We start from the raw sequence: 12,048 nt of genomic DNA, 5'->3' as shown, positions 1-12,048 counted from the left end.
GAGGTTAACAATGAGCAAGAATTTGTTTTGCCTGAGTGGTCAGGCGATTACGAGAAAACATTAACTGCAGGCGGCCACCGCCCACCTGGTGCCACAGCACGGCGGCGCGGATCCCTGCCAGCAGGGACGCGCGCACTTTTGCCTGTACCTGCGGACTTTGCAGCACGGCAGGGGATCCGGTGACCTGAATACGCGGGCCCAGCGGGCTGATGACGTCAACATAAATGCCGGCCATGGCGCTCAGCAGCGTTTCCGACTGCAGGTCAAAATGATCGAGCTGACGCTGCAGCCCGGCAATGCGATCGCCCAGCGTATTCATTGCGCCTTTTGCGGCGCTCAGCTTACGCTCCAGCACCATCAGGCTTAACGTGTAGCGGGTCAGCTCCGCGTTTAATCCCTGACGGCTGCTGGCGTTAAGCACGCCGAGCAGGGTTTCAAGACCGAGACGAAGATTGGTTTCACTCCCGCCGAACACGCCCAGTGTCGAGCCGGGGTTGAGATCGATAACGCTGTTCAGCGAAACGTGCAGGGCATCTGCATCGCAATGACCCTGATGCGCCAGCTGTTGCACCAGACGGGCTGACTGGCAAATTCCCGCCAGCGCCAGAGTGATGTCATAGTAGTTCTTCGCCACACGGTCTCCTTTATGTGTGAATCGTATTAAACAGCAGGCAGCGGCAGGCGCTGTTCAATGATCCCGCCGCCCAGACAGATTTCGCCGCTGTAGAAGACAGCAGACTGACCCGGGGTGACGGCGGCGACCGGCTCGTCGAAACGCACGTCAATGCGATCGTCATCGAGCGCGGTAATGGTGCAAGGAATATCGGTCTGACGGTAGCGTGTTTTCACCGTGCAGCGCAGCGTGCCTTTCAGCGGTTCACGATCGACCCAGTGCAGCTGCTGTGCAATAAGGCCAACGGACATCAGACGCGGATGATCGTGACCCTGGGCAACAACCAGAATATTGTTTTCGACGTCTTTGTCGACAACATACCATGGATCTTCACTGCCTTCTTTGGTCCCGCCGATACCCAGCCCTTTACGCTGGCCGAGCGTGTGGTACATCAGCCCCTGATGCTGGCCAATCTCTTCCCCGTCGACGGTGACAATTTTACCCGGCTGTGCAGGCAGGTAACGTCCCAGGAAATCGCGGAATTTGCGCTCGCCGATGAAGCAGATGCCGGTAGAGTCTTTTTTCTTCGCGGTGATCAGGTCCAGCTCTTCGGCGATTTTACGCACCTGCGGCTTTTCCAGCTCCCCGACCGGGAACAGGCTCTGGGCGATTTGCTCGTGGCTCAGCGTATAGAGGAAGTAGCTTTGATCTTTGTTGCCGTCCAGGCCGCGCAGCAGCTGGCTTTTGCCATTCACGTCTGCGCGACGCACGTAGTGACCGGTCGCAATATAGTCTGCGCCCAAATCTTCCGCGGCGAATTCCAGGAAGGCCTTAAATTTGATCTCTTTGTTGCACAGAATATCCGGGTTCGGCGTACGGCCCGCTTTGTACTCTTCGAGGAAGAGTTCAAAAACGTTGTCCCAGTATTCTGCGGCAAAGTTGACGGTGTGCAGCTCAATGCCGAGCTTATCGCATACGGCCTGCGCGTCGGCGAGATCCGCAGCGGCGGTGCAGTATTCCTCGCCATCATCTTCCTCCCAGTTCTTCATGAACAGACCCTCCACCTTATAGCCCTGTTGCTGCAACAGGTAGGCGGAAACGGAGGAATCGACACCGCCGGACATGCCGACGATCACTTTTTTCTGGCTGTTATCTGACATGGAATACTCACGACATTGAACTTCAAGGCGGCGTATTCTATCACGCCCCCCCACCATTGACACCCTCTGTAAACGGCCAGTTAAATGCGCCGATAACATCCAGCGGCAGGCGTTCGCCTGACTGCCAGCAGCGAATGCTTTCCGCAACCAGCGGCGAGCGCAGGTTTGGCGCGTTCAGGATCTCGTCGGCAGTGACCCACAGACAGCGGTCGATATCGTCATCCTGCGGCTCTGTGGCGCACGTTTCGCTAAGCTCAACGGCGAATAAAAAGCGCAGAAACGGGGTGTGATCCGGCGCGATCCACTGGTGCATACGGATGAAGTGCTGGGGTTCAGCGTGGATGCCGGTCTCTTCCCACAGCTCGCGTTTCGCTGCCTGCAGCAGGGTTTCATTGGCTTCAAGGTGTCCGGCAGGCTGGTTCCACAGCGCTTTGCCGTTAATGCTCTCTTCGACTACAAGGAATTTTCCCCGGGCGTGGACCACGCAGGCAACCGTGACATGAGGTTTAAACATAGTGACTCCTTAAGGGGTAACGTCGCGCCATTCGCCGTTTGCCAGCGTTTCCAGGGTGTAGCTGCCCATGGCGTAGCGAATCAGACGCAGGGTAGGGAAGCCGACGTGCGCGGTCATGCGGCGAACCTGGCGGTTGCGGCCTTCATAAAGGGTAACTTTGAGCCAGCTCGTCGGAATGGATTTGCGTTCGCGAATCGGCGGGTTGCGCGGCCACAGCCACTCCGGTTCATTTACGCGTTCAATACCTGCGGGCAGGGTTGGGCCGTCGTTCAACGTCACGCCGCTGCGTAACGCTGCCAGCGTCGCGTCATCCGGCTCGCCTTCCACCTGTACGAAGTAAATTTTACCGGTGCGTTTTCCGGGCTGCGTGAGCTTCGCCTGTAAAGCGCCGTCGTTGGTTAAGACCAGAAGTCCTTCGCTGTCGCGGTCCAGACGCCCGGCTGCGTAGACGCCCTGAACGGGAATATAGTCCTTCAGCGTGCTGCGCCCGGCTTCATCGGTAAACTGCGGCAAAACATCGTAGGGTTTATTGAACAAAATAACCCGCTTCGGCTGGGTTTCCTGCGGTCTTCTGGCGGCTTGTCGCGAGCTGAATCGCTCAACCCGGTGTTTTGTAAAAGAAGTTTTCTTCATGGTATTTTCAGGCGTTATCAATTGCCGCATTATAGCCTAATAACGAAGACCTTTCATGGCGCAGGACAATCAGGTACTATCGAAGGGCTCATTACAATTTATTAACATAAGATCAGTAACAACCAGAAGCGCTCGAAGGAGAGGTTAATGGAAAGCAAAGTAGTTGTTCCGGCGGAAGGTAAAAAGATCACCCTGCAAAACGGCAAGATTAACGTTCCTCACAATCCGATTATCCCGTTCATCGAAGGTGACGGTATCGGTGTAGACGTTACCCCGGCGATGCTGAAAGTGGTTGATGCCGCTGTTGAGAAAGCCTACAAAGGCGAGCGTAAAATTTCCTGGATGGAAATTTACACCGGTGAGAAATCTACTCAAGTTTATGGCCAGGACGTCTGGCTGCCAGCAGAAACGCTGGACCTGATCCGCGACTACCGTGTTGCTATTAAAGGCCCACTGACGACGCCAGTTGGCGGCGGTATCCGTTCTCTGAACGTGGCACTGCGCCAGGAGCTGGACCTGTACGTGTGTCTGCGTCCGGTTCGTTACTATCAGGGCACCCCAAGCCCGGTTAAGCACCCTGAACTGACCGATATGGTTATCTTCCGCGAAAACTCAGAAGACATCTACGCGGGTATCGAATGGAAAGCGGACTCTGCTGACGCAGAAAAAGTGATTAAATTCCTGCGCGAAGAGATGGGCGTGAAGAAAATTCGCTTCCCTGAGCATTGCGGTATCGGCATTAAGCCGTGCTCTGAAGACGGTACTAAACGTCTGGTGCGTGCGGCCATCGAATACGCGATCACCAACGACCGTGACTCTGTGACCCTGGTTCACAAAGGCAACATCATGAAGTTCACCGAAGGCGCGTTCAAAGACTGGGGCTACCAGTTGGCGAAAGAAGAGTTCGGCGGTGAGCTGATCGACGGTGGCCCATGGCAGAAGATCAAGAACCCGAACACCGGCAAAGAGATCATCATTAAAGATGTGATCGCCGATGCGTTCCTGCAGCAGATCCTGCTGCGTCCTGCAGAATACGACGTGATTGCCTGTATGAACCTGAACGGTGACTACATCTCTGACGCTCTGGCAGCACAGGTTGGCGGTATCGGTATCGCCCCAGGCGCGAACATCGGTGACGAGTGCGCCCTGTTCGAAGCGACCCACGGTACTGCACCAAAATACGCAGGTCAGGACAAAGTGAACCCAGGCTCGATCATCCTGTCCGCAGAGATGATGCTGCGTCATATGGAATGGTTCGAAGCCGCAGACCTGATCGTTAAAGGTATGGAAGGCGCGATCAACGCGAAAACCGTAACTTACGATTTCGAACGTCTGATGGAAGGCGCTAAGCTGCTGAAATGCTCAGAGTTTGGCGACGCGATTATCGCGAACATGTAATCCAGATTCTGGGTTAAACAAGAGCGGGGGCCTGAGGGTTCCCGTTTTTTTTGCCTCTGCCTGCGGGAGACAACACGATGTTAGCCACCGTCCTTATCGCTGTCGTTGCACTCATCCATCTCTACATTCTTGTGCTGGAAATGTTCCTGTGGAATACCAAAACAGGGCACAAGGCCTTTAATCTGCGTCCCGATTTTGCGCGCGACACCCGCGTGCTGGCCGCAAACCAGGGGCTGTATAACGGTTTTCTGGCGGCCGGTCTGCTCTGGAGCCTCTGGCTCGGCGAAAAGGGGATTCAGGTGGCCATCTTCTTCCTGGCCTGCGTATTGGTCGCAGGGCTCTTTGGCGCAGCCACCGCCAGCCGAAAAATTTTGTATGTACAGGCCGCGCCCGCTCTCGCAGCGCTGCTTGCGTTACTCATCTGAAGCAATGCTTTGGTTGAGATAAGGCGTCCGATATACTGATGGCTTTACCTTTACAGGTTAGCGACGAGACAGTTATGAACAACGATATCCCACTGAAATATTATGACATTGCCGATGAGTATGCGACGGAAGCCGCAGACCCGGTCGCTGAGTCAGAGCGCGACGCGCTGGCGCATTATTTCCAGCTGCTGCTCACCCGTTTATCGAATAATGAGGAGATTAGCGAGGAAGCCCAGCAGGAGATGGCCGCTGAGGCTGGGATCCGTGCGGGCCGCATTGATGATATTGCGAACTTCCTTAATCAGTGGGGAAATGAATAGTCTGCTTCAAAAGCCGTTATGCTGATGCTTTGCGATACAGCTCAGCATCACGCTATCGGACCACATACATTTTTTCCGCAGAATATGCGACGCGGGGGCGTCGATAAACAGCGCGAAAATAACGGTCAGACAAAAGAGTACTACTGGTAATAGTAAGGATAATTTCACGTTTTTAACCAAAATATGAGTGAGCTTCAGGGTAATCTACCGTCTGAATGTGACGACTATATGTTTTTGCGTAAAAAATGGAAATGCCCGACTGGAAAAAAACGGACGCGCAAGGCTTCGGGTTACGGTGCGACCCCGGTGAGTCGCTTCGCCAGCTCGCTCCGGGTGAGTGCTTTTGAAAAATACCATCCCTGAATCAGCGCATCGGGATATCTGCCTGCAATAAAGCGATATTGAATTTCATTTTCCACGCCCTCGAAAACAAGCGTTTTATTCAATCTTGCAAGGGCATCGCTGAAGATTACAAAGATGTTTTGCTTATAATGTTCGCTGATGCCGTCCACCAGCGACTTATCGATTTTGATTTCATCATATTCAAGCAGCGACAGGCGGGCGAGGTTCGAGTTTTGCACGCCAAAATCATCTATTGATATTTTAACGCCGAGCGATTTCAGCTCCTGACAGAATCCCTCGAGGATATCTGCCGTGGAAACGGCTTTCTCTGAGAGTTCGACCTTCATCAGGGAAAGGGGAAGGTTATTGGCAAAACACGCACGACGCAAAATAGTAATGAACTGTCCATCTTCAATTTCCTTGTGCCCAACGTTTATTGAGACTATCAGCTGGTGTTTTATCGCCAGAGGGGCAATTTCGGAAAGGGATTTTTCGATAATATTACTGTAATATTTTTTATACAGGCCGATCTTCTTAATTAATGGGATAAACAGCTCCGGAGAGACGTCCCCGTGCTTTTGATCTCGCCACCTCGACAGAACTTCGACGCCCACGACTTTTTGATCGCGAATGCGAATAATGGGCTGATAGTTAACGCTGATGGTATTCGTGATGACGGCTTTTATCAGCGTACGTTCCAGAGAAAAACGGTCTTCATAGATACGGAAGATAAATAACGTTATCGCAATCCAGATAAAACAGAGAATGACCGCGAGAAACGCAAAGATAAACGGAGGTAACGAGGCCAGCCCGGCGTCGTGATGCTTCACGATGACGCACAGGTCCCAGAAGGCGCTGCACTGTGTCAGAGTCAGGGTAAACAACGTCGAATGCAGCCAGCTCTGCTGATTTAGCTCCGTGGCGGCCGAAAAAAAGACTCTGCCGAAGTCTTTGGTGGTAGCACTGAGCGAATAGCTTGCGGTAACCGGGGTGAATTTATCGTAAGCATAGCGGGAGGTGAAGATAATAATATTATTATAAATTGCCGCATTGCCCGTGAAAAAGTCTTTTCTCGAAAACTGGGCCAGGAGAAAGCCCCTCGGCGTTTTATGCAGTTCTGCAGGAAGCGCAACGGGCGTCGCGAGTTTCCCCCAAAAAGCGGTACAGACAATTTTTCCCTTCTCAATAAAGCCGATATCGGCAAAATAAAGATTATTAAGCTTAATTTGTCTGTAGCGATCGAGGCTGGTTTTATCACATCCCTGCGCCGTGATGCTTTTGAGACCCAGCGCCACGCTTTGGGACACGTCTTCTGAATAACGTAATAGGGTACGGGATATTTCAAGCTGTTTACTCTTCTGCTGACCGATGATTACAGCATTGACCGCATAAAGAGACAGGAAGACCAGAAGCGTTGAAACGATCGCAACGGCAATGAGCTTTTTCATTTCCCGGTTATCCTGTCCGCTCCCTGATTTCACAAATCTTAACACAGCCAGGGCAAGGCACAAGCCTGATAGTCACGTCATGTGAGTAAATTCGGGCAGGTGAACTCATACGAAAGCATCAGTTTTTTAAGACAATTCTCAGCTAAGCTATTTTCATTGTTATAAGCAATACCGGGTTAGTACAGGCTCTTCTCCCAGAACATCCATGCTTGTTTTTTCTATTAAGGAAAACATCGTGCGCAACGTGATGATCCCTATTCTTAGCGCTCTGTTTCTTTTTCTGAGCGGCATTTTGATTATTAACTGGCAGCTATGGCAGATGGCGAAGCTGAGTAATAGTCATACCGCCACGGCCAGCACCCAAAAAATAGAAAACATTCTGGCTGAAGCCGTCAGTGCGGCCAGCACGGCGAAGCGCGTTGCGGCCGAAGGATGCACCAGTAGCGGACAGCTGGCGCTGGGGACAGAGGCAGCGCTAAAACCGCATCTGCGTGCCATCATGATTCAGCAGCAGGGTAAAATCATCTGTACTTCCCTTCCCGGGAATGGCGTGTTGATTATTCATCCTGAGACGTTACCTGCCGAAAAATTGATGCTGTTACCCGGCAGTCGACTGGTGAACGGCATTCCGGTGCTTATCTTCCAGATGCCCATCGCGGGAGGACGCGTCATCGTCAGCATCAGTGACGCGCATTTGCAGGACGTCATTGCAAGCGCATCGAACAGCGTGGATTTGGGGCTGGTCGTCGGCGAAAGCATGCTTGTTCGCAACGGCGATGTGACCGGCTGGAAAGCGGCCTCCTGGACGGGGTCGCTTACGGCATCAACGCAATTTCCCTTTAGCCTGGCCTGGCAACCTCCTGCCTTTTTTAGCCTGACGCGGCTAGTGCAACAGGGATGGAGCCTGATACTGCTTATTCTCGCGCTGTCGGTGGCGGTGGGCATTTTGATCCGCCGATACAAGGGGAAAAGCACCTCATTTGAAGACGACTTACGCAAGGCCATTTTGCAGGGGGAGATCGTGCCTTATTACCAGCCGATCGTGAACGGCGATACCGGCGGGTTATACGGCGTTGAGGTCCTGGCAAGATGGAAACATCCAAAGTCAGGCTTTATCCCACCGGATGTCTTTATTCCGATTGCCGAACGTAGCGGGTTGATTATACCGCTGACCAAAGGGTTGATGGCGAAAGTGGTGACCCAGCTTAAGCCGCTTTTGCCTAAGCTACCGGACGGGTTTCATATCGGGGTGAACATCAGCGCAAGGCATATTAATGCGCCTTCATTTATCGGTGACTGCCGCGTCTTCGGGAAGGGGTTTCAGGGTAAAGAGGTCAAACTGGTTCTCGAGGTGACCGAGCGTGAGCCGCTGATCGATAATCCTCACCTCGTGGAAAACCTCAATATGCTGCATAATGCCGGCTTTGTCATTGCCCTGGATGATTTTGGTACGGGTTATTCCGGGTTGTCATGCCTTAATGCGCTGGCCATTGATTATATTAAAATTGATAAAAGCTTTGTGAACCGGGTTTCAGAGGAAAAGGACTCAACGATCCTGCTGGACTGCGTCATTGACCTGGCGAAAAAACTCTCTTTGCGCATTGTAGCTGAAGGCGTAGAAACAAAAGAGCAGCTGGAGTATCTCAACCGTAATGAGATAACCCTGTTACAGGGATATTATTTTGGTAAGCCCGTCTCCTATATCGATTTTATTAAAGTCATTTTATCTAAACCCAGGGAGACCGTTAGTTTGTAAAACGAAATAAAGACGAGCTTCTGCTGTATGCTTAAGTGCAATTCATTTTCCTCTTATCCCGAGCTTTGTTACAGTGACAAGAGTTGTCAGCCAGGGATGTCAGGCGTGATAAGGTGGAAAAGCTCGTGCATGTGAAAAATACTTTTTACACAACAACCATTACCGTCATCATTGTCTCATTGATCATCTCGCTGTCGCTTGCCGTCCAAATTGCCACGTCCAGACAGCAGTCAATTCAGCAAATTAATACCAGCGTTGCTAACCTGAGCCATACCCTTGATGTCTACACCGAGGGGATCATGCGCCAAAGCGAAATGTTAATTACTACCGTTTCCGACATAATCGAAATTTATGGCATGACGTCGCAACAGGCGACCAATATTCAGCGGATGATAAATAATCAGGATAATCTTCTTACCCAGATTAATAATGTGGTTGTTTACGACGCTCAGGGCGATATCTTTACCGCGTTGCACGAAACTTTTACAGGCCCACGCAAAGGATCGGACAGGTCATTTTTTATCTATCACAAGGAAAATAAAAATCAGCAGATTTTTATTGGTGAGCCCGTGGTAAGCAGAACCAATGGCAAATGGGTCATTACCATTAGTCGTCGTCTTGAAACGCACACCGGGGCATTTAACGGTGTCGTGGTGGTGACGCTGGGTATCGAAAATTTTCTCGCGCTCTACGGACAGATTAATATTGGTCGCTCGGGCGTCATTGGCTTAACGACACAATCCGGCGTGCTGCTGGTCCGTCACCCTTTTAAAAATACCTACGTCGGCACGATTTTTTCTGATTCACCCCTCTTCAGGAAATACCTAAAGGTACAAAATACCGGGATAGCCAGTTCCGTTTCGCGGTTTGATAAAATCGAACGCATTTACGCCTATGAGAAAAACCGACGCTACGGGCTGGTGACCACCGTGGCCGTCAGCATTGATGAAGCCCTCGCACCGTGGCGCAAGCAGGCCATTCAGCTGGCGTTACTCATTTTCGTTTTCACTGCGATACTCATCGTCGCGTCATACTTCCTGTATTCCGACTTATCCAGAAAAACCAGAGATAATAAGGCGCTGAAGATTATCGCTTCCGAGGATGCGTTGACCGGGCTGTACAACCGCCGCATTTTTGATGAAAAAATCCTCTCTGAAATCGCGGCTTGTGCCGCACATGACGCAGCGATTTCGATACTGATTGTGGACGTGGACTACTTCAAAAAATACAACGATAACTACGGCCATCCGGAAGGGGACCGGTGTCTGGCGCTGCTGGGAAATAGTCTCAGGGAGAGTCTTACCCGCGATAATCAGATTGTGGCGCGATACGGCGGAGAGGAGTTTGCGCTGATATTACCTGATACGGATATCCAGGAGGCGCTTCGACTGGCGCAGACGATTATACGCAACGTGTTTTCCCTGCAAATCGCGCATGCTTTTAGCCCCTTCGGGCGGGTGACGGTAAGCGTCGGAATTTCTAACGCGCGAGCGGTCGACATCGCGGGCAGCCAGCAGAATATCATTATTGCCGCTGACCAGGCGCTCTATCAGGCAAAACGCGCAGGACGTAACCGGTACGCGTTTGTTGGGGTATGAACAGAAAAAAAGCCCACTTAAAAGTGGGCAAGAAATACTGGAAGCAATGTGAGCAATGTCGTACTGAATACCTGAGTGTTTCGCTCAACCATTCAGTGTTGAGAAAGATAATCTTTCTCAACAAAAGATGCAACCCCACAGTTTATGCGGCTGGCCCTTTTTGTTGATGATTAATTGCGCACTCTCTCATTGTGATGCCTATCACAAATTTCCTTTCTGAAATCCTGTGCTATTCTTTTTTGTGTCGTTGATTTAATGACAAAAACCATACAGAGAGGAAAGTTATGGGAATTTTATCCTGGATTATCTTTGGGCTTATTGCGGGTATTCTGGCGAAGTGGATCATGCCGGGCAAAGATGGCGGTGGGTTTATCGTCACCGTAATACTGGGTATTGTCGGCGCGGTAGTCGGCGGCTGGATCAGTACGCTGTTCGGTTTTGGCAAAGTCGATGGCTTTAACTTCGGCAGCTTCGCCGTCGCGGTGATCGGTGCGCTGGTTGTTCTGTTTATCTACAGAAAAATCAAAAGCTAAGGCTTACAAGCGTTAAAAAAGGCTGCCAGATGGCGGCCTTTTTACGTAGTGGCGTTTACCACCAGCCAAGCTGCGTGCCGGCAAACGCCGCGAGGGCAACGATCAGCATAACGAGGGTCGTTTTTCTCATTTATGCCCCCGGAGCCGCGTAACCACCGACAAAAAACCACGAAAAAAAAATCACCGCCGTTATAAAAATAACGACCGGGAAGAGGATCCCTATTCTCATACCATCACCTGTTTCGGTTTCTATAACGCCGTAGAGTGTACGGGGTTAATCCATAGTGAGAAAGCGTGTTTTGCTTTTTCCTTTCTTATCCTGATACATCGCGACATCCGCGTCGCGTAATGCGCTGTCCGGATCGGTTACCCGGGGGTCCACTTCAATAACGCCGACGCTGGCCCCGGGGTAAATGAGGTTGACGCTACCCAGCCAGTATTCACCGGCAATACAGGCGCTGAGACGCGTTTTGAGCAGGGTGACCTGCGCGTTATCTCCTTCGCTGTGGGATGTGCTCAACGATGCCACGAGAAACTCATCGCCGCCCAACCGACCAATGATATCGTCCTGCTGCTTTTCTTCCGTCAAACGCTTGCCCACTTCAATCAGGAACTGGTCGCCGGCCTCGTGGCCGTAGCGATCGTTAATCAGCTTGAAATCATCCAGATCGATGAACGCGATGACGGTGTTACGTTTAAGGTGGCGCGCCAGCGAAAACAGCGTGGTCAGATCTTCAAAAATGGCGCGACGGTTGGGTAAACCGGTAAGGGCATCCGTGTAAGAGTGCGCGATGAGGGCCGCATTGGCTTCGCGAAGCTGGGTTACCAGCGACTCTTTCTGAATGGACTGGGCAATCAGCCCGGCGAATAACTTCAGAACCTGTTCACCGCGCTCGCTAAGCGGCTTTCTGGCCGTGCTGGTGGCACAGAGCGTTCCGTAGAGTGAACCATCCGCAAGATGGACAGGAATACTCATGTAGGTCGTAATGCCGAGCGCTTTCGCCGCCTCGCACTCCGGCCAGCGTTCGGGAACGTCGTTGCTGAATACGGTGTCGCTATCCAGCGCGCGCTTGCACAGTGTTTCATCCCACGGGACGCTCAGCCCCTCAGGGATTGTCATCTGCTTGCTGTTGCGGGCGTAGAGGATATGCTGCAGTCGGGCTTCGATATCTACCTTGGTGAGGTAAGTCGACTCCATGTCAGTCACGATCTCCAGCATCTCCAGCAGCTGACGAACGAGACCTTCAAGGGATTGTTCAGTGGCGAGGGTTTCTGAAACACGGGCAAGGATAATATCCGACATGACGT

At 51.8% G+C, this 12,048-nt stretch carries 13 protein-coding genes; 6 read left to right on the top strand and 7 right to left on the bottom strand.

Going from position 1 to position 12,048, the window contains the following annotated elements:
• Positions 1 to 4: 4 nt before the first annotated feature.
• The 4 genes from hflD to rluE are packed head-to-tail and all read right to left on the bottom strand — an operon-like array spanning position 5 to position 2,950.
• Positions 5 to 634, bottom strand: a complete 630-nt coding sequence (hflD, locus tag P346_RS17085) for a high frequency lysogenization protein HflD (RefSeq protein ID WP_032657965.1) — start codon at positions 632 to 634, stop codon at positions 5 to 7.
• A gap of 26 nt (positions 635 to 660) precedes the next feature.
• The gene (gene mnmA, locus P346_RS17090) at positions 661 to 1,773 is read right to left on the bottom strand and encodes a tRNA 2-thiouridine(34) synthase MnmA (protein ID WP_032657963.1); all 1,113 of its coding nucleotides are present in this window, start codon (positions 1,771 to 1,773) and stop codon (positions 661 to 663) included.
• A 40-nt stretch (positions 1,774 to 1,813) separates the two neighbouring features.
• A complete protein-coding gene (locus tag P346_RS17095; protein WP_032657961.1) occupies positions 1,814 to 2,287 on the bottom strand; it encodes an NUDIX hydrolase in 474 nt (157 codons plus the stop codon).
• Positions 2,288 to 2,296: 9 nt separating this feature from the next.
• Positions 2,297 to 2,950, bottom strand: a complete 654-nt coding sequence (rluE, locus tag P346_RS17100; RefSeq protein ID WP_032657960.1) for a 23S rRNA pseudouridine(2457) synthase RluE — start codon at positions 2,948 to 2,950, stop codon at positions 2,297 to 2,299.
• A 117-nt stretch (positions 2,951 to 3,067) separates the two neighbouring features.
• Here rluE and icd point away from each other — a divergent pair, with 117 nt between their 5' ends.
• From icd to P346_RS17115, 3 genes are all read left to right on the top strand, one after another.
• Entirely contained in the window at positions 3,068 to 4,318 is a 1,251-nt protein-coding gene (gene icd / locus P346_RS17105) for an NADP-dependent isocitrate dehydrogenase (RefSeq protein ID WP_032657958.1), read from the top strand.
• 77 nt (positions 4,319 to 4,395) lie between these two features.
• Positions 4,396 to 4,743 carry a DUF1304 domain-containing protein gene (locus P346_RS17110; RefSeq protein WP_032657956.1) on the top strand — a complete coding sequence of 116 codons (348 nt, stop codon included), beginning with the start codon at positions 4,396 to 4,398 and terminating at the stop codon, positions 4,741 to 4,743.
• Positions 4,744 to 4,817: 74 nt separating this feature from the next.
• Positions 4,818 to 5,063 (top strand): YmjA family protein, encoded by a 246-nt coding sequence (locus P346_RS17115; RefSeq protein WP_032657954.1) that lies wholly within the window; start codon positions 4,818 to 4,820, stop codon positions 5,061 to 5,063.
• A gap of 290 nt (positions 5,064 to 5,353) precedes the next feature.
• On the opposite strand, the gene P346_RS17120 is transcribed toward P346_RS17115, so the two are convergent.
• Positions 5,354 to 6,853, bottom strand: coding sequence for an EAL domain-containing protein (locus P346_RS17120; protein WP_032657953.1), 1,500 nt, complete (start codon positions 6,851 to 6,853; stop codon positions 5,354 to 5,356).
• Between the two features lie 235 nt (positions 6,854 to 7,088).
• Here P346_RS17120 and P346_RS17125 point away from each other — a divergent pair, with 235 nt between their 5' ends.
• The 3 genes from P346_RS17125 (at position 7,089) to P346_RS17135 (ending at position 10,740) form a co-directional block, all read left to right on the top strand.
• Entirely contained in the window at positions 7,089 to 8,609 is a 1,521-nt protein-coding gene (locus P346_RS17125; RefSeq protein WP_084492144.1) for an EAL domain-containing protein, read from the top strand.
• A gap of 113 nt (positions 8,610 to 8,722) precedes the next feature.
• Positions 8,723 to 10,207: a sensor domain-containing diguanylate cyclase gene (locus tag P346_RS17130; protein ID WP_407044824.1), complete on the top strand. Its 1,485-nt coding sequence runs from the start codon at positions 8,723 to 8,725 to the stop codon at positions 10,205 to 10,207.
• A gap of 284 nt (positions 10,208 to 10,491) precedes the next feature.
• Complete coding sequence (locus P346_RS17135; protein ID WP_008500746.1) at positions 10,492 to 10,740, top strand: GlsB/YeaQ/YmgE family stress response membrane protein; 249 nt, start codon at positions 10,492 to 10,494, stop codon at positions 10,738 to 10,740.
• 130 nt (positions 10,741 to 10,870) lie between these two features.
• Here P346_RS17135 and P346_RS23125 read toward each other — a convergent pair whose 3' ends face one another.
• Both P346_RS23125 and P346_RS17140 read right to left on the bottom strand, forming a co-directional pair.
• Complete coding sequence (locus tag P346_RS23125) at positions 10,871 to 10,969, bottom strand: YoaK family small membrane protein (protein WP_032657950.1); 99 nt, start codon at positions 10,967 to 10,969, stop codon at positions 10,871 to 10,873.
• Between the two features lie 45 nt (positions 10,970 to 11,014).
• Positions 11,015 to 12,043: a sensor domain-containing diguanylate cyclase gene (locus P346_RS17140; protein WP_032658325.1), complete on the bottom strand. Its 1,029-nt coding sequence runs from the start codon at positions 12,041 to 12,043 to the stop codon at positions 11,015 to 11,017.
• Between the last annotated feature and the right edge of the window lie 5 nt (positions 12,044 to 12,048).

This window comes from Enterobacter sp. DC1 (genome assembly GCF_000568075.1).
In the GTDB taxonomy this organism is placed as follows: domain Bacteria; phylum Pseudomonadota; class Gammaproteobacteria; order Enterobacterales; family Enterobacteriaceae; genus Enterobacter; species Enterobacter asburiae.
Note: the sequence above shows the minus strand (reverse complement) of the source record. Positions and strands in the feature narration are given on the sequence as shown.

What these genes read in the sequence shown, in the direction of transcription:
- P346_RS23125 (WP_032657950.1), bottom strand. Translation starts at nt 10,969, where the DNA reads ATGAGAATAGGGATCCTCTTCCCGGTCGTTATTTTTATAACGGCGGTG.
- P346_RS17140 (WP_032658325.1), bottom strand. Translation starts at nt 12,043, where the DNA reads ATGTCGGATATTATCCTTGCCCGTGTTTCAGAAACCCTCGCCACTGAA.
- P346_RS17095 (WP_032657961.1), bottom strand. Translation starts at nt 2,287, where the DNA reads ATGTTTAAACCTCATGTCACGGTTGCCTGCGTGGTCCACGCCCGGGGA.
- P346_RS17120 (WP_032657953.1), bottom strand. Translation starts at nt 6,853, where the DNA reads ATGAAAAAGCTCATTGCCGTTGCGATCGTTTCAACGCTTCTGGTCTTC.
- P346_RS17135 (WP_008500746.1), top strand. Translation starts at nt 10,492, where the DNA reads ATGGGAATTTTATCCTGGATTATCTTTGGGCTTATTGCGGGTATTCTG.
- P346_RS17110 (WP_032657956.1), top strand. Translation starts at nt 4,396, where the DNA reads ATGTTAGCCACCGTCCTTATCGCTGTCGTTGCACTCATCCATCTCTAC.
- icd (WP_032657958.1), top strand. Translation starts at nt 3,068, where the DNA reads ATGGAAAGCAAAGTAGTTGTTCCGGCGGAAGGTAAAAAGATCACCCTG.
- mnmA (WP_032657963.1), bottom strand. Translation starts at nt 1,773, where the DNA reads ATGTCAGATAACAGCCAGAAAAAAGTGATCGTCGGCATGTCCGGCGGT.
- P346_RS17115 (WP_032657954.1), top strand. Translation starts at nt 4,818, where the DNA reads ATGAACAACGATATCCCACTGAAATATTATGACATTGCCGATGAGTAT.
- rluE (WP_032657960.1), bottom strand. Translation starts at nt 2,950, where the DNA reads ATGCGGCAATTGATAACGCCTGAAAATACCATGAAGAAAACTTCTTTT.